A 24,130-nucleotide genomic window follows, 5' to 3' on the forward strand; every position below is an offset into this window, starting at 1 on the left:
TAATTTATTTTTAGCCACTGCCAATCTTTAGCATCTATTGCGCTGTTTTCTTTTGAAAACCAGAAGCTTGCTGATGAGCAGGAGGCTATGCAAGGAAAGAACTATGAAAAGCATTTACTGTTTTTTATTAAGCCAACACCTATTTAACCGTTTGGCCTTTAAGCATCTTTTTGGCCTGACTTTACTGTTTAGTTTTAACCTTTTTGCCGCGCCCATTACCCTCGCTGAAGCTGAGCAGATAGCGCTCCAGTCTGACCCCGGGCAGCAGATATATCAAAGCCAGCAGGCAGCACTAATCGCCCAGGGGACCGCAGCCTCAACGCTTGCCGATCCGATGATAAGAGTGGGGATGGCCAACGTGCCGACGGACAGCTTTGCTTTGGATCAGGACCCTATGACCCAAATCACAGTGGGCCTGTCGCAGCAATTCAGCCGTGGTTCTCAGCGGCAACTTGCTCAGCAGGGGTTTGAGCAACAGTCGCAGGCCAGCGTTTTTCAAGGGCTGGACCGCCAGTTAAAGGTCAAGCAAACGGTGCAGCAGATCTGGTTTAATATTCTCTTCGCTGAAAAATCGCTGCTTCTGGTTAGCGAAAATAAACAGCTTTTTTCCAGTTTATACCGCGATTTACAAGCGCAGTTTGCACTCGGCCTTGTCGATAACGAAGATCTGATTGCTGCCGAAATTGAGATCAATAAATTTGATGAAAAAATTGCGGGGTTAAGGCAGCAGTCGCTCAATCAGCGCACTCTGCTGAGTGAGTGGATTGGCCAATCAGCCTACGCTGAACTGCACAGCGACACGCCGCAGTGGCCGGAAACGCTCTCTTATGTAAATGCGCCGAATGTACAAAACAGTGAACATTATGCGCTGCTCAGTAAACATCCCAAAGTCGAAACATTTGTCCAAAACATTAAAGTCGCAGATAACAATATCGGGCTGGCTGAGCAGGATTACAAACCCGCCTTTAAGGTTGAGTTAGGTTATGGTCACAGATTAGGCGAGACCGATATGGGTGAGCCCAGAGCGGATCTGTTAAGCGCCTTTGTATCAATGGATGTGCCGTTATTTACCGATAAACGCCAGGACCAGAAGCTTATCTCTGCGCAACAGATAAAGGGCCAGAAACAAGCTGAACACCGTTTATTACTGCGTCAGCTCAATGCACAGCTAACGGCTGAAATTGTCAACTATCTGCAAATTAAAAAACGTCAGGACCGTTATCAGGAGAGCCTGCTCAAGCAGGGGCAATTACATATAAAACTGGTAGAGCAAAGTTATCAGTCTAATACGCGTCCTTTCAAAACAGTGATTGATGCTTATATTCACCAGCAGAACCTCTCTCTGGAATACCAGCAGCTGTACTTCGACGGACTTAAAAGCCTGTCTAATATCCGTTACTTTCAGGCACTTTAATAGGGAATGATTATGCGTTATTTATTGGTTTTAATAGTGGGTTTAGTGGTTGGTTTCTTTGCCGCAACCAACCAGCATGTCGGTCGTTTATTTGTCAAAGAGTCAGCGCAATCCGCACAGCCAGAAATTTTATATTGGGTGGCGCCGATGGATGAGAATTACCGTCGCGATAAACCGGGCAAGTCTCCGATGGGGATGGATTTAGTACCTGTTTATGCGGAAGCTGAAAAAGCGCAACCAAAAATTTTATATTGGGTGGCGCCAATGGATGCGAATTACCGTCGCGATAAACCGGGTAAATCTCCGATGGGTATGGATTTAATACCCGTTTATGAAGAGGTCGGTGGTCAATCGGAAGCCGGATTAGTGCAAATTTCAGCTGCGCTGGAAAACAACCTTGGGGTGCGCACAGGAACCGTGATCAAAGATGATTTGGCAATAGAGATTAACAGTTTAGGTACGGTGCAGGCAAATGCCGATGCGATTTGGCAAATTAACAGCCGGGTATCGGGCTGGATTGAAAAACTCTATGTTAAATCAGTGGGCGTTGAAGTTAATAAAGGTGATCCGCTGTTTGAGCTTTATTCGCCGGAGCTCGTCAAGGCTCAGGAGTCACTGTTTAATGCGATTAGCTTAAATCGCACTACCTTAATCAATTCATCCAAAGCGCGTTTACAGGCATTAGGAGTTACTCCCGGACAAATTGAAACCATTATAAAGCGTCAGAGAGTAGAGCAGAATATCACTTTTTTTGCGCCGCAAAAAGGGACGCTTACGGCGATTAACCTCAACGAAGGGGGGTTTATATCACCATCCACAGTGGTTATTCAGGCGGTTAATTTAGATACGGTCTGGGTCGACGTTGAAGTTTTTGCCGGTCAGGTGTCCTCAGTGAAACTTGGCGATCCCGCAGTGATGCGTTTAGATTATTTTCCGGGACAGAAATGGTATGGCGAGGTAAATTTTATCTACCCGGAAATGAATCCTCAAAACCGTACCTTACGCGTCCGTCTGCAGTTTGCTAACCCGGCTGCCAGGCTCAAACCTAATATGTTTGCCAACGTCACCCTGACCCCGGAAATACATAAAAGCAGACTGCAGATTCCCCGAGAGGCGGTGATTTATGCCGGTAATATGAATCGCGTGGTGCTGGCTTTAGGTAATGGGCAATTTAAATCTGTCCTGGTGACTTTAGGGCTGGAAAACAAACAGGCGGTAGAAGTGTTATCCGGCTTAAGCGAAGGCCAGAAAATTGTTACTTCCGCACAGTTTTTATTAGATTCAGAGTCCAGTATCAGCGCCGATTTTGAGCGGATGCTGGAGATTGAAAAACAGCAGCAGACAGTGCCGGAGTATGATCCGGAGATGGAAGACGAGGATCTTGACTGGTTAGATTTAGGACGTCAGGAATGGCCTCAACCTGCAGAGGTGCAACTATGATAGGCAGAATAATTAACTGGTCAATCAGTAACCGCATTATGGTTTTACTGCTTACCCTTGCGATAGTGGTTTACGGTCTGTTTGCCATTCAGAAAACACCGATCGATGCGATTCCCGATCTCAGCGATGTACAGGTCATTGTTAAAACCAGCTATCCGGGGCAGGCGCCGCAAGTGGTTGAAGATCAGGTTACTTATCCGTTGACCACGGCAATGTTATCCGTACCCGGCGCAAAAACGGTGCGCGGCTATTCGTTTTTTGGAGACTCTTATGTGTATATCATTTTTGATGATAATACCGATATGTACTGGGCCCGTTCAAGGGTACTGGAGTACCTGTCTCAAGTCGCACCTGATTTACCCGCAGCGGCACGCTCTGCATTAGGCCCTGATGCAACGGGTGTAGGCTGGATTTTCAGTTATGCACTGGTTGATAAAACCGGCAGGCATGATTTGAGTGAGCTGCGCAGTTTACAGGACTGGTTTTTAAAGTTTGAGCTGCAGACGGTTGCCGGCGTTTCGGAAGTGGCTACCGTCGGGGGAATGGTTAAACAGTATCAGGTACGAGTTGATCCCAATAAACTGCGTGCTTATAACCTGCCGCTGAATAAGATAAGCGATGCTATTAAACAGGCAAATCAGGAAAGCGGGGCGAGCGTCATTGAGATGGGGGAGGCTGAATATATGGTGCGTACCTCAGGTTATATCACCTCGCTGGAGGACCTTAAGGCGATTCCGCTGCAGGTGAATGCCCAGGGAACGCCGCTGTTGTTAGGTAATGTCGCTTCCATAAGTTTAGGCCCGCAAATGCGCCGGGGGATTACCGAGCTAAATGGTGAAGGTGAAGTGGTCAGCGGTATCATAGTGATGCGCTTTGGTGAAAATGCACAGGGGGTAATTGCAGCGGTCAAAAACAAGTTAAAGGCATTGGAAAAAGCGCTGCCGGACGGGGTAGAGATTATTCCCACTTATGATCGTTCCACTCTGATCAATAATGCGGTTGATAACCTTTACCATAAACTGCTCGAAGAGTTTATTGTGGTGATCCTGGTCTGTGCCGCGTTTTTATTCCATTTCCGCTCCTCGCTGGTGGTGCTGTTAAGCCTTCCTGTCGGCATTTTTGTGGCCTTTATTATTATGTCCTGGCAGGGGATTAACGCCAATATTATGTCCCTCGGCGGGATCGCTATTGCCATCGGTGCAATGGTGGATGGTGCGATTGTGATGATTGAAAATGTCCATAAACACATGGAAAAAACCGAGCTCAACGACCATAACCGCTGGCAGGTGATCAGTAAAGCGAGCAATGAAGTCGGCCCTGCATTGTTTTTCTCCTTACTGATTATCACTTTCAGTTTTTTACCCGTTTTTGCCTTGGAAGGGCAGTCCGGCAAAATGTTTTCGCCGCTGGCGTTTACCAAAACCTACGCCATGGCAGCCTCCGCCGGATTAGCCATTACCCTTATTCCGGTATTAATGGGTTACCTGATACGCGGCAAAGTACTGCCGGAGCATAAAAATCCGTTAAATCATTTTTTTGTACGGCTTTATATGCCCGTTTTAAGCTTCTCTTTGCGTTTCCCTAAACTGCTGATCAGTATGGCTCTATTGCTGCTGATAGTCGGATTTTATCCGGTCAGTAAAATTGGCAGTGAGTTTATTCCTCCCCTTGACGAAGGTGATCTGATGTATATGCCGACCACCTATCCGGGTATCTCAATCGGTAAGGCGCGAGAGCTATTACAGCAAACCAATAAGCTGATTAAAACCGTGCCGGAAGTGCACACCGTGTGGGGGAAAATAGGCCGCGCTGAAAGTGCAACGGATCCCGCGCCACTGACCATGATTGAAACGGTTATCCAGTTCAAGCCGAAGGATCAGTGGCGGGCAGGCATGAACAAAGAAAAAATTAAACAGGAGCTGGACAGTCTGATTCAGTTTCCCGGTTTAACCAATGCCTGGGTAATGCCGATTAAAACGCGTATTGATATGCTGGCAACGGGTATTAAAACGCCAATCGGTATCAAAATCGCCGGGACAGATTTAGGTGAAATTGAAAAAATTGCCCGGCAGGTTGAGTCAATCTTAACCAGCGTCGAAGGAACCGCTTCAGTATACGCGGAGCGGGTCACTGGCGGTCGTTATGTGAAGGTGGATATAAACCGTGAAAAAGCCGGACGTTACGGGCTGAATATTGCGGAAATACAGCAGTTAGTTGCCGTTGCGATTGGCGGTAAAAATATCACTGAAACCATTGAGGGCTTAGAGCGTTACCCGGTTAATTTACGTTATCCCAATGATTACCGTGATTCAGTCAGTACACTTAAAAGTCTGCCGATTGTCACGCCTGCAAAAATGAATATCAGCTTAAGTGATGTGGCGGATGTTTATATCGAAGCTGGTGCGCCGATGATCAAAACAGAAAATGCGCGGTTAAACGGCTGGATTTTTGTGGATATCGAAAACCGTGATTTAGGCTCCTACGTGAATGATGCCCGTCAGGCTGTTAATCAGCAGCTCAGTTTGCCGGCAGGATATTCTCTGCTCTGGTCAGGTCAATATGAGTATATGGAGAAAGCCAATGCGCGGTTGGCAAAAGTGATCCCTGTGACCCTGGCAATCATCGTTATTCTGCTCTATTTCGCTTTCCGGCGGGCGGGAGAGGTGCTGCTTATTTTAGCCACCTTACCCTTTGCTTTAATGGGCGGAGTCTGGCTGATGTACCTGCTCGGCTTTAACTTTTCCATTGCCGTGGGAGTCGGTTTTATCGCACTTGCCGGTGTTTCAATAGAGATTGGTGTGATCATGCTGCTCTATTTAAATCAATCATTAGAAGCGGAAAAAACTCAACGTTTTGCGCATTTTAATAAAGAGGATTTGAAAGACGCTGTGCTCAAAGGGGCGGGCTTACGTGTACGCCCAATCATGATGACAGTGGCAACCGTGGTGATTGGTCTGGTGCCTATTATGTACGGTTCCGGCACCGGCTCTGAGGTGATGCAGCGTATAGCGACCCCGATGATCGGCGGTATGGTCAGCGCCATTATTCTGACTCTGCTGATTTTACCGGCAGCTTATTACCAGTGGAAAAAAGTCAGCCTGAGTAAACAATTTAATATGGACTAAGCAATTAATTAAAGGCGTTTTTGTCGATTTTAAGCGTCTTTTATTTAAGGCAAAAATTTATTTATATGACAATTTTATTAAGCAAATAAAGGGAAACAACAATGAACATTAAAAAAAGTAAAATAGTACTGGCATTGGGTGGTTTAATTTTTTTAGCAGCGCCTCTTGGCAGTGCTTTCGCCCATGAGCAACATTGCGAAATAGAGGATACTCAATTGGGTAACACCATGAAGTATATAAAAAGTGAGTTGCGGGCTTATGTTAAAGGGTTTAAAAATGATGATCCGCAAAAAATGCAGCAGCATCTTAATGAGCTGATAAAACTGAGCAGCATAGCCGCTGAGCAAACGCCGGTCAAAATCAAGAAAATGCATGACCATGATATGCCGATGGCCGAAATGGATCATTCGCAAATGGATATGAGCGGAATGGCCGAAATGGATCATTCGCAAATGGATATGAGCGGGATGGCCGAAATGGATCATGCGCAAATGGATATGAGCGGGATGTCCGAAATGGATCATTCGCAAATGGATATGAGCGGAATGGCCGAAATGGATCATTCGCAAATGGATATGAGCGGGATGGCCGAATTGGATCATTCACAGATGGAGCACTCACAGATGGCTAGCCCGCAGCATGATATGGCAAGCATGCCCGGCATGGAGGGCATGAGCAACGAGCAGCATCATCAGCATATGATGTATGTAGAGGGGATAAACGAGCTTAAAGAGTTGTTCAAACAGCTGGAAAAAACGCAGGGTACAGAGCAGATCAAGACGGTTCTGGGGCAGATTAAAGAGCATAGTAAAAAAAGTCACCAACAGTTCCGCCAGGATTGTAATTAATCCCGACTAGCCTCTGATAGCCGGCAAATACTTTTTTGCCGGCTATCCACGATAAGGGGATCTATATGAATTTCAGAATAGAAGCGGGTTTATTGCTGTTTTTATTGCCAGCCTTTACATTGGCTAATGGGCTATCCCCTGAACAGCTTTATCATACAGTTGGCGGTTATGGCTGCGCAGCCTGCCATGGAAAATATGCCCATGGAGGCGGTTATGTGGGAGGCAATATCCGCGCAGCGACGCGCGAACAACTGGACAATGCGCTGCAAACAGAGCCGAGCATGTTGTTACTGGCAGAGGTGCTGGACGAAAATAAACGTAATTTATTGAGTAGCTATCTGGCAGAGTTAGGACAAAAACAATTAGTTGAGTGGCGTATTGGAGAATCGGATGCGCCTAAAGCGGTTAAAATTAAAGCCGGTGATGATGTGCAGTTGGTGATCTTTAATGGCACTTTTGAGAGACTGAGTGTGGATTTATCCGCCTTGGATGCTGCAGCAGATTATCAAATCGATGCCTATGATACACATGCGATAACTTGGTCTGCCAAAGCGGGAGATTATTTATTATCTGTTAACAATGAACATTTTACTATTAATGTTGATTAATACACTTAAAGGAGTTTCTGATGAAACTGAAAAACAAAATATTGGCATTTACCTTAGCCATGTGCAGCTTTTCTGTCGCTGCAAAAACCACTATTGAACTATACAAGTCTCCTACCTGCGGATGTTGTAAGGAGTGGGCAGCCATTATGGAAGAGAAAGGTTATAACGTGAATGTCCATCATCAAAATGACTGGTCAGAGATCAAAAAAGAGTTTGCGTTGCCGGCACAACTGCAGTCCTGCCACAGTGCGGTTATTGATGGTTATCTGATTGAAGGGCATGTTCCGGAAGCAGATATCGCCCGTCTGCTGAAGGAGCGCCCTGATGAGATATCTGGCATTGCAGCACCGGGTATGCCAAAAGATTCTCCGGGGATGGCTGCCCCGGGTGTAGAGTATCAAAACTTTAAAGTGATCTCTTTTTCTGAGCAGGGGTTAGGTTTATATAATCAATATTAAAGTCTCAGGAAGAAATGTCAGATCTATACCCATGTTACTTCAAAATGCTTTGTCAGGCACGAGCTCGGAGACCAGAGCAAGAAGCAACATGAGGTAATGGTTACTCCCTTTTCGATTGGTGCAACGCAGCACTGGTTTTCGAGCTGGCGCCCCGTAGGGCAAGGTAAATTGCACCAATCTGCTTTGTTATAAAATTTCTATGTAGAATAACTATACTTCAATTTTATGCCTGACATCTCGGCACAATTTGCCTTGCTGACTTTGCATCTTGAAGTATCATGGGTATAGTCTGAACTAATACACGTGAATTATTTTGTTTTAAATAATGCAGTTTCCGGATGGTAGGCATACCAGGCATACCAGGCAAACCAGTAACCCTCAAAAGATTTTACATCTTTGTCTGTTTGCAGCGTTTGTAATTGCCTATTGTAGGTGACGGTAAGGATTTCTCCGCCCACTTCAACGTCAAGCCCGTCGGGATATTTATCCTTAAAGCCTTGTTTTTGTATTGCCACGTAGTTATCGTTATTTTCTATCCCGAAAACAATCTCTTTACGACTTAATTCATCTGATTCTGCGACTAACGGAAACCATACTTGTAATACTGCATCATATCCGGGATAGGGGTTTTTATCATATGCTCTGAAAGTCCCGGTTTTTCGGGATAATAATTTTGTATCGGGATACGCTGCTTTCCAGTTTTCCCACGAGGTGATTTCAACTTTAAAGGTGTCCAGTGTTTTGCCTCTCTTTTCCCCATCAATAAATGTTCCGGAAATTTGCGGGATGAACCCCAGAGTTTCGCGATCATACATTACCAGGTTTGAGTTGTATAAAGATCCGCTGACGCCTAAATTATGATCCTTATAGCCGATAATGGTAGCCGTTAAGGGACAGTAAGTAATAGATATTCTTCTGTTATTGACTTCTTCGTTTACTATTTCATGCCAATACATAATATCTTTAGGGTAGGCGGCTACAAAGCCGTCATAATTGACACCGAAGATAATATCCTCATTGACAATTTCTCCGCTTTGTTCAGCTTCTTTGACACTGTTAAAATAGTTGGGGGAATCGATTGGCGGGATGCCATCTTTAGGAACACTTGTTTTGATAATGTTTCTTTTAATAAAAGCAAGTTCATCTTCTAATGTGGTGGTTATATGCTCTTCTTTAAATTTGTTGTAATCATCCACCTCTGGCCTTTTTAGGGAAGCTGCTATTCCTATTAACAGGATTAATAGCATTATTATAAAGAGGATATATTTTGATCTATTCTTTCTGTTTTTTGTTTCCATTTCCCTTGCAATCTTTTTATGTGTTCTCTGTATAGGGTAGGACAAACTTTATGGAGTGACCACGTTTACAAAGGTCAGTGGCGGTAATAAGCAAACTGTGTATGGAGATAATGTTCATTATCAATGCGGGGAATAATTTCTAATACTCAGTATGTTAGGTTATCTCTTTTATCTCTATTTTTTTGGGGAGCTAAGCAAATACCTCGCAATGAAAGAGTCATGGTAAGGAGATCCTTTTTCTAATCACCTAACTCTTGCATAACAAAATCGATGAAACTTCGTACCTTTGCCGACATATGTTTCCTGCTGGGGTAGACCATATAGACGCCTATTGGAGGTTTAGGCCAATCTGAGAAAAGCTCGACTAATGTTCCTGTTTCAAGTTCATCTTTTAACGCAAAGCGCGGCACACGAAATATACCCTGGTCAGCTACCGCCAGGGCTATTTCTAATGTGGAATTATTTGTAAGCACCTGGCTTTTAACGTGCACCTGAATTGAGTCGCCATTATGATCTTGAAATAGCCAAATATTGGGTTGTTTCAAATTACTATAACAGATTATTTTATGCTGCGATAATTCGTATGGGTGCTTTGGCACACCATGTTTAGCCAGGTAACCCGGAGAAGCTAATACCAGGGCTTCGGATTGCGTAATTCTTCGGCTAATTAAACTGGAGTCTTCGAGGTGCTGCGTGGCTCGAATGACCACATCAAATCCATCAGATATAAGATCGACCTTTCTGTCATTGAGCTCTAACTCAAGTTGAATTTTTTGGTACTTTTCGGTAAATCGACTTAGTACCGGGCTGAGATTAGATAAACCATAAGAGATAGGGCTGCTGATTCGAAGTCGCCCCTGGGGTTCTCCCTGATTGCCGGTAATGGCATTCTCTGCCTGATCTGCATCTTCAATTATTTGTTGGCACAACTGAAAATAAAGTTTACCTTCCGGCGTCAAACTCAACGACCGGGTCGTTCTATGCAACAGACGAACGCCCAAACGAGCTTCCAGCTTATTTACCTCTTTACTGATGTAAGAGGTAGAATGCCCGCTAACATCCGCAGCCAGAGTAAAACTGCCCGATTTCACAACATGAACAAAAATGACTATTCCATCAAATAATTTATTTTTAATCGCCATAACGTCGCCTTTTAAACCAATACTTGCCATGATTACAAGTCATTTGGAAATAATCAATCCACAATTAGATAATTAATTAAAAAATAAGATTGGTTTAAAGTGTATATACCCACTGAGACAATGATAGGAAATAATTATGAAGGTACTCGCATTCGCAGCATCAAACAGTAAGAATTCTATGAATAAGCAGTTAGCCAACTATGCAGCAAAACAAATTGCAGGTGCACAAGTAGAGCTTCTGGATATAAATGACTATGAAATGCCACTGTATAGTGAAGATCGTGAAAAAGAAGTAGGTCAACCGGATCTTGCGAAGGCTTTTTATCAAAAGCTTGGAGAAGCGGATGCTATCGTTATATCTTTTGCAGAACACAATGGTTCCTATACTGCTGCCTACAAAAACCTTTTTGATTGGACATCCCGCATCAATATGCAAGTGTTCCAAAACAAACCCGTTATTATGTTAGCAACTTCACCTGGCCCAAGCGGAGCAGGAACAGTATTGGCAGCAGCACAAGGCTCGGCGCCTTATTTTGCAGCAGATGTGAAGGGGGCAATTTCAGTACCCAGCTTTTACGATAACTTTGATGTGGAGAGTGGCCAATTAACCAATAAAGAATTGGCCGATAATATACTAAGTGCAATTTCTCAGCTGTAACCCTTGAAAATACCTGACAAGTTATACTAGTGAACGTTATAGAGAAAGTTCTCTGTGGCGCTCTGGATCAACAAAGTGAAGGTACCGGTTCTGCGATTGCTATTATACAATCTTTAGGCATGATTTGCGGATCGATTGGCATGGTAGTGGTTTCAGTAAAGCCCGAATCTCTGATTGAAAACTTATACCCATGATACTTCAAGATGCAAAGTCAGCAAGGCAAATTATGCCGAGATGCCAGGCATAAAATTGAAGTATAGTTATTCTACATAGAAATTTTATAACAAAGCAGGTTGGTGCAATTAACCTTGCCCTACGGGGCGCTAGCTCGAAAACCAGTGCTGCGTTGCACCAATCGAAAAGGGAATAACCATTACCTCATGTTGCATCTTGCTCTGGTCTCCGAGCTCGTGCCTGACAAAGCATTTTGAAGTAACATGGGTATAAAGTTAACTTCAGATAATAAAAAGCCGAGTGTGAAAACTCGGCTTTTGTCTTTATGGTCAACAGGCTATAAACAATTAATTATGCTTTGGCCGCTGTTTCTATTGTACTTGCCGTTGACTCTTTAGCTTCTACCGCACGGCATGCCGCCGCGGTAAAGATCACATCTGTAGAGCTGTTTAATGCTGTTTCAGCTGAATCCTGTACAACACCAATAATAAAGCCTATTGCGACAACCTGCATGGCAACTTCATTTGGCAGACCAAATAAACCACAAGCCAGTGGGATTAATAATAATGAACCACCGGCAACGCCTGATGCTCCGCAGGCAGAAACTGCCGCGACGACACTTAATAAAATGGCTGTGGCAATATCAAACTCAATACCCAGCGTATTGACTGCTGCCAGGGTTAATACGGTAATGGTTATAGCCGCACCTGCCATATTGATCGTCGCACCAAGTGGAATTGAAACGGAATAGGTGTCTTCGTGAAGATCCAGTTTATTACACAGCTCCATATTTACCGGAATGTTTGCTGCTGAACTGCGCGTGAAGAATGCTGTCACACCAGATTCTCTTAAACATTTGAAAATTAAAGGGTATGGGTTTGTTTTGGTTTTCACGAAAACAATCACCGGGTTAACTACTAAGGCGATTAATATCATACAACCCAGTAACACGGCTAATAGATGGCTATAACCCTGCAGTGCATCAAAACCAGTGGTGGCAATGGTACCTGAGACTAAACCAAAAATACCAAAGGGTGCCAGACGAATTACCAGGTGCACAATGTTAGTGACTGCTTTAGATATATCATGCAGTGCATCTTTTGTGCTTTGCTTGCCACGCTGTAAAGCGAAGCCTAAACCAGCTGCCCAGGCTAAAATACCGATAAAATTACCGCTACGCAGCGCATTAAATGGGTTATCAACAATTTTAAATAACAGGGTATTTAATACTTCCAGTATTCCTTCAGGCGGCGTCGCCTGAATATCTGTTGCAGTTAAGATCAAAGTCGTCGGAAAAAGGTAACTTACAATAACTGCAGTAGATGCGGCCAACAGCGTGCCCAGCAAGTAAAGGTTAATAATAGGTTTAAGGTTGGTATGAGTACCTTTTTGTTGATTAGCTATCGATGATGCCACTAAAACAAATACTAAAATAGGGGCTACAGCTTTTAAAGCACTTACGAACAGATCGCCTAAAAAGGAGACTGATAAAGCGGTCGCAGGTGAAACACTTGCAAGTACCAAACCGGCAATAATACCGATCGCTATTTGTAATACTAAACTGCCATTTAAATAACGTTGTAAAAGAGTGGGGCTGGGGTTCATATATAAAACCTGTTTTTAATTTATGGGATTTATAACAAATAAATCCACTGAGTTTTTAACTAAGCGAAGATTACCTGTAAAAGTAATCGGCGCGTATTATAGAGTGGTTAGTTTAATACGTCGTGAGTTTTGTCATAAAAAATAACATTTTTACGAAAAAAATGGACTTTCTTTGATCATGATATAACTGTATCGATTTTGTAGACAGAGAGCTGCCCGATATAAAATTAAGAGTAGCTCCACAAAAAATTGCAATAGCTTAAGGCAACGCCCGAGTTTTAAAGTTTGCTATGATTGGTATACTCTGGTGATTGGGTTATGATGCTCTTTTCTTTAAAACATTCCGCATGAGTAGATAAATGTCAGCTTCCAACTTCGTGTTACCTAATATTGATCCTGTTGCATTCAGCATCGGCCCCCTTGATATCCGCTGGTACGGTTTAATGTATCTTATCGGTTTTGTGTTTGCCTTCTGGATGGCAAATCGTCAATGTGATAAATCCAATGGTTTATGGACACGTGAACAGGCCAGTGACCTGTTATTTTATGGCTTTATGGGGGTTATTTTAGGCGGTCGCGTCGGCTATGTACTTTTTTATCAATTCCCGCTATTTTTAGACAACCCGCTTTACCTGTTTAGAATATGGGAAGGGGGGATGTCATTCCACGGTGGCGTGCTGGGGGTTGTTACTGCGATTATTGTTTATGCGAAAAAGAACCAGCGTGCAATTTTAGCTGTAGGAGACTTTGTCGTACCGCTTTTACCGGTTGGACTCGGTGCAGGACGTATCGGTAACTTTATTAATTCTGAATTATGGGGCCGAGTAACAGACTCTCCCTTTGGTATTATCTTCCCCAATGCCGGCCCACTGCCTCGCCATCCGTCGCAACTTTACGAGTTTGCCCTCGAAGGTGTGGTGCTGTTTATTATCCTTATTCTTTTTATTCGTAAAAAACGTCCTGCCGGATCAGTCGCCGGATTATTTTTATTAGCGTACGGGGTGTTCCGCTTTATTATTGAATTTGCCCGCGAGCCGGATGCGCACTTGGGATTATTAAGCTTCGGGTTAAGCATGGGGCAGCTATTATCATTACCCATGATCATTATCGGCAGTTTATTAATAATTTATGCCTATCGTAATCAGGAGAGAGAAACGCAGCTAGCTCAAGCTGTTAATGAGAAACATGGCAAGGCAAAGAAAAACCAAAGCAAAAAACACGCGGCTAAAAAATCATAAGCAGCGTTTGGGCAGATAAAAAATAGCACCGCTTGAATATGCAGGAACGGTATAATCAGGCGGCTTAGCTGTCGGCAAGGGGCGAGGGAGCGGCCTTGTTGAGATACAGTTAAAAGGGACTAATAAGCAGATCAATATATTATGGAGCAATCAATGATTAAGCAGCAAAGCGTACTCTACTGCCCTGTATGTGGAAATAAATCACTTCTGACCATCTCATCACAACAGTTTCGTTGTGAACAATGCCAGTTTACTTTTTTTCAGAATACCGCTGCGGCGGTGATGGTGGCACTCTGTTACCAGGATGAGTTACTGGTGGCGACCAGAGCATGTGATCCGGGAAAGGGGATGTGGGATTTACCCGGTGGTTTTGTCGATCCGGATGAAAGTCTTGAACAAGCAGTGGTAAGGGAATTAGAGGAAGAATTAAGTATTCACATTTCCGGTGCAAAGTACGTCCTCTCCCTCAGTAATACCTATTGCTATAAAAAAGTGGAATATAAAACCTGTGATGCCTTTTTTGTTGTTGAACTGCAGCAAAAGCCGAAGTTAACTGCACGGGACGATGTGGCTTCTGCTACATGGGTGAAACTATCAGATCTTGATATCGAGCGTTTTGCATTTGAGTCAACGAAAAAAGCAGTGTTAAGCTTATGCCAATCTAAAGGTTTTTTTCCGGAACAATAACAGGGGATTGCATATGACGTCTAATGCATCGAATAGCTTAGCGCGTTATATCCCGTCATAGGGAAGGTTATCTTGTTGCAACGCCTTACGATTAGCCGACTAAATCAAAATTAGCGTAAGGGGCTGCTTTGTAGGCAGCCCAGCTATATGGCGCTCTTGGCAACTATACCGAGAACGGGTACTTGATAGGCTCATGGTGCTGATAACCTTCTATCTCGAAATCATCTAAGGTTACCCAGGTTTCAAGATCTTCAAGGGTCTTGATGTTTGGGTTTATTATCAATTTTGGCGCAGCGAAAGGCTCACGTTTTAACTGCACATCCTTCATCAGTTGCAGCTGATCTTCGTAGATATGCGCATTGACGATTTTATGGTAAGCCTGCCCGGGTTTTTTTCCGGTGATCTGCGCCATGATAGCGAGCAGGAAGTAAACCTGTACCATGTTGAAGTTGAGCCCCAGCGGGACATCACAGCTTCTTTGTGTGCTGTTTAAATATAGAGTGTCACCCAGTAAAGAAAAATGGTGACTATACATGCAGGGGCGTAAACATCCCATATGGAAGGCGCCCGGATGGTAGAAAGTAAAGATCTCACCGCGATCATCAATGCCATTGGAAAGATCGTCAACAATCTTGCGCAGCAAATCAACACTGCCGCCATCTGGTTTGGGAAAATTCCGAGCTACCTTTCCATATATAAAACCACAGTCATCGGTCCCTTTGCGGTGTGGATTTGCAAGCCAGCTGGCATTTTCGTTGGCGTTGGCATCCCAGGTCTTGGTGCCAAGCTTTCTAAAGTCTGCTGCATTATCATAACCGCGAAGATAGCCAATAATTTCGGCAATGGCTGATTTATAAAAACTCTTTCGGGTAGTAACCAGCGGGAATTCACCAGCAGCCACATCGTAGGTAAGATCGGCGTTGATAACCGTTAAGCATTTTTTCCCTGTGCGGGTATTGTCTACCCAAACACCTTCATTGACTATTCTTTGGCACAGATCGAGATATTGTTTCATTGTTTTAAGTTGATTACCTGTTTAATTTGATATTGCTTAATGCTAGCAGAATTGCCGTTTTTCTTCTTCTCTTTCTTTTTATTTTGCTTAATCACTGAGCAGTAACCTTTCTCTCAAGAGGAAGAGTTAACTTAACGAAAAAAAAAAGCCAATCGTTCAGATTGGCTTTTGATTGTCTGGCGTTAACTGCAGAGTTTAGCGCATGGTAACAAACTCTTCAGCGCTGGTCGGATGAATAGCGATACAGCTGTCAAAATCGGCTTTAGTGGCTCCCATCTTCATTGCCACACCAAATCCCTGCAAAATTTCATCAGAAGCAAAGCCGATACAATGTAAGCCAACCACTTTCTGATCTTTACCGGCGCAAACTAATTTCATCCGCGTCGGCTGGCGTAAGGTTGTCAGGGCAGTATACATGCTGGTGAATTGCGAGGTATAAACCGTCAGGTTGCTTTTACCATATTTCTCTTCCGCTTCAAGCTCGGTTAAGCCTATGGTACCGATTGGCGGGTGGCTAAAGACAACGGTCGGCACCAAGGTTGCGTCAAGATGCGCATCCATCTGGCCGTTAAATAAACGCTCGGATAACTGTCGCCCGGCCTTGACTGCAACCGGGGTTAACTGGATTTCACCGGTATTGTCACCCACCGCATAAATGCCCTGAGCGCTGGTATTCTGGTATTTATCAACTTTGATAAACTGATGCTCGTTAAGTACAACGTCGGTATTTTCTAAACCGATATTGGCATTGGCAGGGTTACGCCCAATTGCCCAAATCAAGCAATCAACGGTTAAGGATTTTTCATTTTCCAAATACAGAGTCAGGCTGCCATCATCATTTTTCTGTACGGACTTCGGCACTGAATGGGTATGCAGTTGCGGACCCTCCTCCTGCATCACTTCAACCAGCGTTGACGAGAGCATGGTATCGAATTCACGCAGAAAAGTATGGCGACGGCAAAGCAGATGGGTTTCGCTGCCCAATGCGTTAAAAACGCCCGCTATTTCAACAGCGATATAACCCGCGCCGACAACCGCAACACGTTGTGGTTGTTCCTCAAGCGCAAAGAAGCCATCGGAGGTGATACCGTACTCTGCACCCTCTATCGCCGGTACGGTAGGGGCGCCGCCCGTGGCAATGGTAATATGCGGAGCCGAGTAGGTTTTACCGTTAACTTCAACGGTATGGCTGTCGACAAATTTAGCAAAGCCGTTGATAACGGTGACATTATTATTACCGAGCACGCGTTCATATGACTGGTGGATCCGGTCTATATAAGCATCACGACTGGCTACTAATTTTTCCCAGCTGAACTTTTTCAGCGGCGCGTCAAATCCGTAATCGGGTGCATAACGTAGGGCATCGGCAATTTGTCCTGCATACCACATCGCTTTTTTAGGCACGCAACCGACATTCACGCAGGTGCCGCCAAGTTCTTTTGCTTCGATAATCGCTACTTTTTGGCCATACATGGATGCGCGGTTGGCGGATGCGATACCGCCGCTGCCGCCGCCAATACAGATATAGTCAAAATCGAATTTATTGTCGCTCATGGATACTCCTAAATATATTTTTTATGCTGTAACTTCCTGATAAGCCCAAGCTAACCAGGGTAACAAGGCTTGTAAATCGCTTTTTTCTACCGTACTGCCGCACCAGATACGCAACCCGCTTGGTGCATCTTTATAAGCGCCAATATCATAAGCAACCTGCTGCTCGGCTAATAAGTTAATAAAAGTTTTGATTTGCGCATCGCTTAATTCAACCGACAGGCAGACGCTGGTATTTGAGCGAATCTGCTCATTCTCTGCCAGAAAGTTAATCCAGCTGTTATCAGCGACAAAAGCTTCTAAAACAGATAAGTTATCCAGAGACTTAGTGATGCTTGCCTGCACGCCACCTATCTGTTTTATCCAATTAAGGGCATCCTGATAGTCTGCCACACAAAGCATAGAAGGGGTGTTGATGGTTGCACCGGTGAAAATGCCTTCAATTAGTTTACCGCCTGCAGTTAAGCGGAATATTTTCGGTAGTGGCCAGCTTGGCGTATAACTCTCTAAGCGCTCCACTGCGCGCGGACTTAAAATAATAATGCCGTGTCCGCCTTCACCGCCGAGTACTTTCTGCCAGCTGAATGTGGTGACGTCCAATTTCTCCCAGGGCATCTCCATCGCAAAGACAGCGGAAGTAGCATCACAAATGGTTAAACCCTGGCGCTGGTCAGAGATAAAATCGCCGTTTTTAACTTTTACGCCAGAGGTTGTACCATTCCAGGTAAAAACCACATCGTTTTCCGGGTTCACCTGCGATAAATCAGGTAACTGCCCGTAATCGGCACTGATTTTATTGACCTTCTCCAGTTTCAGCTGCTTGATAATATCGCCATACCAGCCCTGGCCGAATGACTCCCAGTAACAGACATCCACTGCACGCGGCCCAAGCATTGACCATAAAATCATCTCCATCGCACCCGTATCCGATGCCGGCACGATCCCAACCCGATAGCCTTCAGGTAAACCCAGGATCTCCGCAGTATCGGTAATAACCTTGTGCAGCGCATCTTTACCTAATTTAGAGCGGTGTGATCGCCCTAATGTGGAAAGATCCAGTTGAGTAATATCGTAACCGGGGCGTTTTGCGCATGGGCCGGACGAAAAATTAGGAATAGCAGGTTTGCTAGTGGGTTGCGGGGTGATCATATGCTCGATATCCTTAATAAAATGCCAACGGTAGTGAATCTCTAAAAATACACCAGAGAGCCGTCACTGGCTACGTGTAGTTGCATATAAAAGTAAAATTTCCGGTTACAAGCCAATTTTTACTGCAACTGTTTGTTTTGTCGTCAGACAAACAGTTTGATGAGATAAAGTGCTTTACTTTAAAAATAGCTTAGGTATTATTCGACTCGTCTGCAGGGGTGTAGTTCCAACGGCAGAACGACGGATTCCAAATCCGTATGTTGGGAGTTCGAATCTCTCCACCCCTGCCAAACATTATATAAAGCCTCGACAATCGTCGGGGCTTTATTGTTTCTAGAGGTATCAAAAGGTTAGGGTCAATAAACCTTAGCTTATAAAGCCAAAATCCCTCTATTTTATGCCTTACAAATATCTTCTTCCTGTCCATATCCTGATCTTCACATGTAGATTCCGTGCCGAAGTAGATCCCAGTAAATCCAACACAATCCTGTCATTAGAAAATTCTACTTCAATATAGCCATGCGTCTAAATCCGCTAATTTCCAGTATTGTTAGTGTCTTTATGTGAAGTTATCTGGGGGGATTGTGACGCGAGGGCTTAATGTTGGGGTTTATAGCTGTTAATTTAATGCCGAATTAAGGTGAAAAACTTTGGCTGTCCCAACTTACAGTTGTTCACAATAAAGAGAAGTCAATGCCGCAGCAATAATATCAAATAATCATTCTTATATTTCAAAAGAACGATTTTTCACTCAATTCAATCAATTAGTTATTAATCATGGAATAAATTGTTGAATATCAACTAAATATAAATTACTGTGGTTTTTTATCTTAAATAAATAGGCTGGAAATGAAAAAATCTACAGCCTCGTTAAATATCAACGTAGTACTCCATGTTTAAGGTGTTTATGAAAAAGTATAACTTGCTAATTTCTATAATGATTATCTTAAGTGGTTGCTCAAGCATGTCAGCAATAGAAAAAGAAAGTGAAAGCGAATCTCATTTTAAAGATGCAGTCTATGAAGGGAAAGATTTTTATATTTCAGATGATGAAATATCTGGTGATAGGTATCGAATTTTTCATCAAGCATCAACCGGATTTAGTGGAACTTCAGGAATTAGAAAAAGTGCAATACAGAGAGCAAACGAATTTTGTCGTAAAATAGATCGTAACCAAAGGATGCTTACAGTTTCTGAACATACTGCATCACCACCTTATATATTGGGTAACTTTCCAAGAATAGAAATTATATTTGTATGTATGCACAAATCTAATACTGAGACAGCATCAATAATTACTGATAAATATGACTACCTTACAAAAATCAAAGAACTATTGGATAAAGGTGTGCTAACTCAAGATGAGTTTGAAGTTGAAAAGAAAAAAATATTAGCCGAAAAGTGATATTTACCAAGCCATATTAAAGGACCAAAACAGCAGGCGATCTGGCGTCACTCGTATTTTAGCACACAATTTTTAGCATCTTAATTGGGCGCTGGTGCTTCAAGTGAAGCTTGATGTATCTTACAGGAGGGTGAATGCTCTAACACGTTAGGGTGCGGAAACTTTTAATATTAGTGGAATGACGGCATTTATTTTTAATAATAAAGACAAGATTGAATTTTCTAAAATAAACCAAGGACGGATAATGAAGATAATTAAAAATGTATTGTTGTTAGCGGGGATATTTGCAATGGCGGGTTGTTCTACTCATCTTAAGGCAACAATGTCACCAGGCAGATCGTTGAATGATGGTTTAGATAATGTTTATGTTCAACATTTTTCTCCCGATAAAAGAAACTTAAACTACATAATCGCGGATAAATTAACTCAGCTTGGTTATCCTGCTAATCCTTTGGATTCAAATGATATTCCAGATAATGCAAACATTATTATTACTTATGTTGATAATTGGCAATGGGATATAACCAATTATTTAATTAAAATAAAAATTGATTTCCGAGATGCCGAAAGTAAACAATTGGTAATTACAGGGGAGTCATTTAGAACATCTCTTGCACGAAAAACACCTGAATTTATGATTCAAGAAGCCCTTGAAAAAATGCTTCAAGAAGCTGGGTTGCCCTATAACCATATCAATTAATCAAAAACACACATAGTAAGTTAATACACTTAACTGTTTGCGGCTGTCACGGTTTTGAAAAACAATCAAAATAGTGCCAGAGATAAACTTAAAGTGAGTAAGTGGGGGATTGCTATTTACAATTGTTATAAAGTAATTTTTCAAGTGGGAACGCTAACTTAAAGAAGGGAAATAGAATGAAAAAAAGTAAATTTATCAGCGTGCTAAGTGTTGCATGTATATTGTCAGCCTGTTCAGCTCAAACATCCTTTCAGTCTATAAATGAAGAAGTGGAATTGAAAGTAAATAAGAATGAACCTATCACTATTATTGAGAATACTTCTCAAACTTATTCCACAACCAGTTTTGGGCAGTATGTCTTTAAAGCGACCTCTGATGATAAAGAACCAATATATGGTTTGATACCATTAAAATTTAATGGTGGATACCTTGCTGCAGATATCATGTTTTTTGCACCTGCAATGTTTTTTAACTTGCGAGAAGTATACCCATACTATCAATTTGATGTTGACGCAGGTGTGGTCCGATACAAAAAGAAAGAGGAAGATAGTTGGGTTACATACACCCCAACAAAAGCTGAAGCTGAACGCGCTAAAAAATATTTTAGCAACTAAATTTAACAAGACGTTAAACTGGGTGCATATCGATTGTCTTTGTTTTACAAAAGAAAAAATTGTAAAAAAGTACCAATCTACGCGGCAGTTAACGAGGTGTTGAGGGTGTAGAATAACTCGTTTTCATAACCCCATGAAATTTATACTGTTTAACTATATATTTTAAAGATAATTATTTTCATAGAAATAGTGTTTATTCTGAAAACAGATAAATTCTACAGCCACGTCAGCTATGCACTCCGATAAACTACATATTTAAAGGAAAGAAAATGAAACCACAACAAAAAATATCCACCTCTGCCTTGCGTACCATGATTTTTCCTATCATTCTTCTGGTGCTAATGTCAGGGTGTGCCGGGCCAAGAATTGCCGAAGATTTATTGATTAAGGTGGATGTGTTAGATGCCCCGCTGGTTGATAACGGGTATATCATCAGCTCTGAAATCAATCCTAAAATCAATAACTATGAAAGAATTGATAACTCTGTTAAGGAATCGTTGGTCATTGCATTAAAAAAAGCTAATATTTTTAGTAATATTTTATCGGTTCACCCTTACACAATTAACATAAATGTTGAAGTTGCCAGTCAAGTGGTTATGAGCTTCGGCAATTTTGAAGGTAAGTTACAGGTCAAATACACCGTTTACGATGAAAATAAAAACAAAATGTTAGAGAAAACAATATATACAGAAGCTGGAAGCGATGAATGGTTTTTTTCAGGAGCAAAAAGGCATTCAAGGGCGCGAGCTGTAAATATTGCCAAAAACGTTCTCGAATTTACTGACTATCTAAAAAAAGAGCCTCTATATTAGTTAGCTAAGTTATAAGCAAGGGCAAAATACGGCGAATCAGTAGATTTTGTCCCTGAACTGCCATAATACCGGTTAGACGAACTTCCAAAAGGCCTCCAATTAACGACACAATGCGGTAACGCGGTCAAAGTAATTGCTGATATTGATGAGCCAGTTGTTATCGAGAAAATACTCTGTTAGTTAAATGAAAAAAGACTGCAGCAGCGCCAGACTTGTTGCCAAAATATAGGTCGCCGCCTCAACTCTTAGGCTTTTTCCAAGCTATTCCCAAAAATGATTCTAAACGGAGGTTCTAATTTGAATACAAGCAGTGGCCATTTATACTGACCACTTAATTTTCTACCTAAAAAATTAATTTTTAAGAAGCATTATATGCCAAATAGCTGTTTTTAATTATTGATATGTTCTAAGTTTTATGAGGGAAGTATATTTTAATTGTGTATTGGTAAGAGTGGTGACTGATACTCTGTTGTGTTCACTTTAACTTGAGGAAATACTAGTGAAAAAATATTTATTGTTGATAGTTATGTTGTTTCATACTGGATACTCATTTGCGAGAGACGATGTCAAGGACTATTCCGTTAAAGAATCTATGTCTAATGCCAAAGTGTCATCTGCGATAGGGGAGGGAGTGAGATTTTACTTTGGTAATCAGGCGCATGGAAAAGTGTTGAAATCATTTGGAGAATTTCAATCCAACAAGAAAACCAATGCCTTTGGTAAATCTGACAAAGAAGCTTGCCAATGGGCTTTCGCATCCGCTATGAAGTCGCTTAAACAAAGGGCTAAAAAAGAGGGGGGAAATGCAGTTGTAAATATAAAATCAAATTACAAAGACAATCTCACCTCCAGCAATACTAGTTTCAAGTGCGGTGCGGGAGCCGTAATGGCAGGAGTTACCTTGGTAGGAGATGTGGTCAAAATATTAGAGTGACAGGGGATAACGAATAAGGCTAGTGCGTGATTGCAACGCGAACCGCGATATTGTCCTATTTTTGTGCTCAACGGCAAGCAGTAGATACGTTTTATTGGTTATTTAAAAGATCTTCGAACTTGTCCGCTGTAATCACAGTATGCGAAAAGACTTGTATATAAAGCGGGAAGATAGGTTCAGTGTATAATCAATCTGTTAATAAAAATTTAATAATAAATTGAATATCAACAAATTACAAACCATTAGTTAACGTGCTTTTATTTAAAACAAACAGTCTAAAAATGAAAAATTCTGCAGCCTAATTAGAATTTAGCTCAGTAATTCAGAACACAAGGAGTGTAAGTGATGAAAGTTATATTTTTAGTGGCAATATTGAGTGTTTTTATGTTGGGCTGTGCAAGCAAGCCTGTTTTGAATGTTGAAGGTATTTATGTGCCGAGTAATATGGACGGGACTAATCAATCTAGAGGAACCGTTCAAAAAGCAATATTAACTGCTGCCGCAAAACGCGGTTGGAGTCCAAGGCTTGTGCAGCCTGGGTTAATTGAAGCAAGTATTTCAGTAAGGACGCACAGTGCAACTGTTGAGATTCCTTTTAGTGAAGGTGCTTATAGTATTAATTACAAAAAGAGCGAAAATTTGGATTATAACGGTAGCAGTATCCACAGGAACTACAATAATTGGGTGATTAAGCTTTCTCGGTCAATTCAGAGTGAGCTTGGCGTTAATTCTCAGAAATATTAATTACCCATAAAGGTTGCGACACAGAACCCTTTATATAGTTGCCACAGTTTTGCGGGTAACACTAATTTTCATTAACTATCTATTACGTTTAAACCTCTAGAACACCATAAAGCAGCTAAAGGTAACTGTCCATAAAAGTGCTGAAAATGAACTCCGAAACTTGAGTAATTAAGTGCAAACAATCGGCGTTTTTCATTTCAAGGTAGTTGTCGTCTGGGGTATTAGGCTGCTTTTTTTCTTCTCCGGATTTTACTCCACATCGCCAACTAGCCCCAGTTGCGAATACCCTTTGACCAGCGGTTCGGGTTATTTTCTTACTTTTTAGCATATAGTTCATGCCGTTCAACCTTTATCCATTTAGATGAAAAACACCGTCATTCATGGCGGTGATGAAAATCATTGATGCGAAGGATTAACGTTACTTAGGTCTATTTTGTTGCTCGATATAAGTCGTCAGGGCATCTAGCGCAGCACCGCCAGATGATCCGGCAAAGTAACTGGGAGACCATAA

The 24,130-nt window shown here is 42.3% G+C and carries 21 protein-coding genes and 1 tRNA gene; 16 read left to right on the forward strand and 6 right to left on the reverse strand.

Translation table 11 applies throughout. The annotated features are described in order from the left end of the window. Window positions 1-103: 103 nt before the first annotated feature. The 6 genes from ABZA00_RS02610 (at window position 104) to ABZA00_RS02635 (ending at window position 7,893) form a co-directional block, all read left to right on the forward strand. Window positions 104-1,414: a TolC family protein gene (locus ABZA00_RS02610; protein ID WP_372880589.1), complete on the forward strand. Its 1,311-nt coding sequence runs from the start codon at window positions 104-106 to the stop codon at window positions 1,412-1,414. 12 nt (window positions 1,415-1,426) lie between these two features. Further along, a complete protein-coding gene (locus ABZA00_RS02615; RefSeq protein ID WP_372880590.1) occupies window positions 1,427-2,854 on the forward strand; it encodes an efflux RND transporter periplasmic adaptor subunit in 1,428 nt (475 codons plus the stop codon). Beyond that, window positions 2,851-5,979: an efflux RND transporter permease subunit gene (locus ABZA00_RS02620; RefSeq protein WP_372880591.1), complete on the forward strand. Its 3,129-nt coding sequence runs from the start codon at window positions 2,851-2,853 to the stop codon at window positions 5,977-5,979. The genes ABZA00_RS02615 and ABZA00_RS02620 overlap by 4 nt, the downstream gene beginning before the upstream one ends. Window positions 5,980-6,080: 101 nt before the next feature. Further along, on the forward strand, window positions 6,081-6,827 hold the full coding sequence (locus ABZA00_RS02625; protein ID WP_372880592.1) for a hypothetical protein: 747 nt from the start codon (window positions 6,081-6,083) through the stop codon (window positions 6,825-6,827). Window positions 6,828-6,892: 65 nt separating this feature from the next. Continuing rightward, window positions 6,893-7,435, forward strand: coding sequence for a hypothetical protein (locus ABZA00_RS02630; RefSeq protein ID WP_372880593.1), 543 nt, complete (start codon window positions 6,893-6,895; stop codon window positions 7,433-7,435). A gap of 20 nt (window positions 7,436-7,455) precedes the next feature. After that, window positions 7,456-7,893 carry a DUF411 domain-containing protein gene (locus ABZA00_RS02635; RefSeq protein ID WP_372880594.1) on the forward strand — a complete coding sequence of 146 codons (438 nt, stop codon included), beginning with the start codon at window positions 7,456-7,458 and terminating at the stop codon, window positions 7,891-7,893. A gap of 308 nt (window positions 7,894-8,201) precedes the next feature. Here the strand turns inward: ABZA00_RS02635 and ABZA00_RS02640 are convergent, their stop codons facing one another. Together ABZA00_RS02640 and ABZA00_RS02645 are read right to left on the reverse strand one after the other, a co-directional pair. After that, a complete protein-coding gene (locus ABZA00_RS02640) occupies window positions 8,202-9,089 on the reverse strand; it encodes a DUF3179 domain-containing (seleno)protein (RefSeq protein ID WP_372880595.1) in 888 nt (295 codons plus the stop codon). 341 nt (window positions 9,090-9,430) lie between these two features. After that, complete coding sequence (locus ABZA00_RS02645) at window positions 9,431-10,333, reverse strand: LysR family transcriptional regulator (protein WP_372880596.1); 903 nt, start codon at window positions 10,331-10,333, stop codon at window positions 9,431-9,433. 136 nt (window positions 10,334-10,469) lie between these two features. Here ABZA00_RS02645 and ABZA00_RS02650 point away from each other — a divergent pair, with 136 nt between their 5' ends. Further along, window positions 10,470-10,991 carry an NADPH-dependent FMN reductase gene (locus ABZA00_RS02650; RefSeq protein WP_372880597.1) on the forward strand — a complete coding sequence of 174 codons (522 nt, stop codon included), beginning with the start codon at window positions 10,470-10,472 and terminating at the stop codon, window positions 10,989-10,991. Window positions 10,992-11,516: 525 nt separating this feature from the next. Here ABZA00_RS02650 and sstT read toward each other — a convergent pair. Continuing rightward, the gene (gene sstT / locus ABZA00_RS02655; RefSeq protein ID WP_372880598.1) at window positions 11,517-12,770 is read right to left on the reverse strand and encodes a serine/threonine transporter SstT; all 1,254 of its coding nucleotides are present in this window, start codon (window positions 12,768-12,770) and stop codon (window positions 11,517-11,519) included. Window positions 12,771-13,129: 359 nt separating this feature from the next. On the opposite strand from sstT, the gene lgt reads away from it, so the two are divergent. Together lgt and ABZA00_RS02665 are read left to right on the forward strand one after the other, a co-directional pair. Then, on the forward strand, window positions 13,130-14,008 hold the full coding sequence (gene lgt, locus ABZA00_RS02660; RefSeq protein ID WP_372880599.1) for a prolipoprotein diacylglyceryl transferase: 879 nt from the start codon (window positions 13,130-13,132) through the stop codon (window positions 14,006-14,008). Window positions 14,009-14,161: 153 nt separating this feature from the next. Continuing rightward, on the forward strand, window positions 14,162-14,695 hold the full coding sequence (locus ABZA00_RS02665) for an NUDIX domain-containing protein (RefSeq protein WP_372880600.1): 534 nt from the start codon (window positions 14,162-14,164) through the stop codon (window positions 14,693-14,695). 163 nt (window positions 14,696-14,858) lie between these two features. Here ABZA00_RS02665 and ABZA00_RS02670 read toward each other — a convergent pair whose 3' ends face one another. From ABZA00_RS02670 to ABZA00_RS02680, 3 genes are all read right to left on the reverse strand, one after another. Next, window positions 14,859-15,710, reverse strand: coding sequence for a thymidylate synthase (locus ABZA00_RS02670; protein ID WP_372880601.1), 852 nt, complete (start codon window positions 15,708-15,710; stop codon window positions 14,859-14,861). Window positions 15,711-15,905: 195 nt separating this feature from the next. Continuing rightward, entirely contained in the window at window positions 15,906-17,264 is a 1,359-nt protein-coding gene (gorA, locus tag ABZA00_RS02675) for a glutathione-disulfide reductase (protein ID WP_372880602.1), read from the reverse strand. A 21-nt stretch (window positions 17,265-17,285) separates the two neighbouring features. Then, window positions 17,286-18,410 (reverse strand): phosphoserine transaminase, encoded by a 1,125-nt coding sequence (locus tag ABZA00_RS02680; RefSeq protein ID WP_372880603.1) that lies wholly within the window; start codon window positions 18,408-18,410, stop codon window positions 17,286-17,288. 214 nt (window positions 18,411-18,624) lie between these two features. On the opposite strand from ABZA00_RS02680, the gene ABZA00_RS02685 reads away from it, so the two are divergent. The 7 genes from ABZA00_RS02685 to ABZA00_RS02715 all read left to right on the forward strand — a co-directional run bounded on the left by ABZA00_RS02685 (window position 18,625) and on the right by ABZA00_RS02715 (window position 23,619). Then, a tRNA-Trp gene (locus tag ABZA00_RS02685) sits at window positions 18,625-18,700 on the forward strand. Between the two features lie 617 nt (window positions 18,701-19,317). Then, on the forward strand, window positions 19,318-19,815 hold the full coding sequence (locus ABZA00_RS02690; RefSeq protein ID WP_372880604.1) for an SHOCT domain-containing protein: 498 nt from the start codon (window positions 19,318-19,320) through the stop codon (window positions 19,813-19,815). 244 nt (window positions 19,816-20,059) lie between these two features. After that, window positions 20,060-20,515 (forward strand): hypothetical protein, encoded by a 456-nt coding sequence (locus ABZA00_RS02695; RefSeq protein ID WP_372880605.1) that lies wholly within the window; start codon window positions 20,060-20,062, stop codon window positions 20,513-20,515. Window positions 20,516-20,691: 176 nt separating this feature from the next. Then, the gene (locus ABZA00_RS02700) at window positions 20,692-21,129 is read left to right on the forward strand and encodes a hypothetical protein (protein WP_372880606.1); all 438 of its coding nucleotides are present in this window, start codon (window positions 20,692-20,694) and stop codon (window positions 21,127-21,129) included. Window positions 21,130-21,398: 269 nt separating this feature from the next. Further along, window positions 21,399-21,941 carry a hypothetical protein gene (locus ABZA00_RS02705; RefSeq protein ID WP_372880607.1) on the forward strand — a complete coding sequence of 181 codons (543 nt, stop codon included), beginning with the start codon at window positions 21,399-21,401 and terminating at the stop codon, window positions 21,939-21,941. 499 nt (window positions 21,942-22,440) lie between these two features. Continuing rightward, window positions 22,441-22,875, forward strand: a complete 435-nt coding sequence (locus ABZA00_RS02710; protein ID WP_372880608.1) for an excinuclease ABC subunit A — start codon at window positions 22,441-22,443, stop codon at window positions 22,873-22,875. 345 nt (window positions 22,876-23,220) lie between these two features. Further along, a complete protein-coding gene (locus ABZA00_RS02715) occupies window positions 23,221-23,619 on the forward strand; it encodes a hypothetical protein (protein ID WP_372880609.1) in 399 nt (132 codons plus the stop codon). Window positions 23,620-24,130 lie beyond the last annotated feature (511 nt).

Origin of the sequence: Psychromonas sp., from assembly GCF_041586535.1 — a bacterium.
GTDB lineage: Bacteria > Pseudomonadota > Gammaproteobacteria > Enterobacterales > Psychromonadaceae > Psychromonas.

Excerpts from the sequence above, each read along its gene's own strand:
- ABZA00_RS02610 (WP_372880589.1), top strand. The coding sequence starts at position 104 with ATGAAAAGCATTTACTGTTTTTTATTAAGCCAACACCTATTTAACCGT.
- ABZA00_RS02615 (WP_372880590.1), top strand. The coding sequence starts at position 1,427 with ATGCGTTATTTATTGGTTTTAATAGTGGGTTTAGTGGTTGGTTTCTTT.
- ABZA00_RS02620 (WP_372880591.1), top strand. The coding sequence starts at position 2,851 with ATGATAGGCAGAATAATTAACTGGTCAATCAGTAACCGCATTATGGTT.
- ABZA00_RS02625 (WP_372880592.1), top strand. The coding sequence starts at position 6,081 with ATGAACATTAAAAAAAGTAAAATAGTACTGGCATTGGGTGGTTTAATT.
- ABZA00_RS02630 (WP_372880593.1), top strand. The coding sequence starts at position 6,893 with ATGAATTTCAGAATAGAAGCGGGTTTATTGCTGTTTTTATTGCCAGCC.
- ABZA00_RS02635 (WP_372880594.1), top strand. The coding sequence starts at position 7,456 with ATGAAACTGAAAAACAAAATATTGGCATTTACCTTAGCCATGTGCAGC.
- ABZA00_RS02645 (WP_372880596.1), bottom strand. The coding sequence starts at position 10,333 with ATGGCGATTAAAAATAAATTATTTGATGGAATAGTCATTTTTGTTCAT.
- ABZA00_RS02650 (WP_372880597.1), top strand. The coding sequence starts at position 10,470 with ATGAAGGTACTCGCATTCGCAGCATCAAACAGTAAGAATTCTATGAAT.
- sstT (WP_372880598.1), bottom strand. The coding sequence starts at position 12,770 with ATGAACCCCAGCCCCACTCTTTTACAACGTTATTTAAATGGCAGTTTA.
- lgt (WP_372880599.1), top strand. The coding sequence starts at position 13,130 with ATGTCAGCTTCCAACTTCGTGTTACCTAATATTGATCCTGTTGCATTC.
- ABZA00_RS02665 (WP_372880600.1), top strand. The coding sequence starts at position 14,162 with ATGATTAAGCAGCAAAGCGTACTCTACTGCCCTGTATGTGGAAATAAA.
- ABZA00_RS02670 (WP_372880601.1), bottom strand. The coding sequence starts at position 15,710 with ATGAAACAATATCTCGATCTGTGCCAAAGAATAGTCAATGAAGGTGTT.
- gorA (WP_372880602.1), bottom strand. The coding sequence starts at position 17,264 with ATGAGCGACAATAAATTCGATTTTGACTATATCTGTATTGGCGGCGGC.
- ABZA00_RS02680 (WP_372880603.1), bottom strand. The coding sequence starts at position 18,410 with ATGATCACCCCGCAACCCACTAGCAAACCTGCTATTCCTAATTTTTCG.
- ABZA00_RS02690 (WP_372880604.1), top strand. The coding sequence starts at position 19,318 with ATGAAAAAGTATAACTTGCTAATTTCTATAATGATTATCTTAAGTGGT.
- ABZA00_RS02695 (WP_372880605.1), top strand. The coding sequence starts at position 20,060 with ATGAAGATAATTAAAAATGTATTGTTGTTAGCGGGGATATTTGCAATG.
- ABZA00_RS02700 (WP_372880606.1), top strand. The coding sequence starts at position 20,692 with ATGAAAAAAAGTAAATTTATCAGCGTGCTAAGTGTTGCATGTATATTG.
- ABZA00_RS02705 (WP_372880607.1), top strand. The coding sequence starts at position 21,399 with ATGAAACCACAACAAAAAATATCCACCTCTGCCTTGCGTACCATGATT.
- ABZA00_RS02715 (WP_372880609.1), top strand. The coding sequence starts at position 23,221 with ATGAAAGTTATATTTTTAGTGGCAATATTGAGTGTTTTTATGTTGGGC.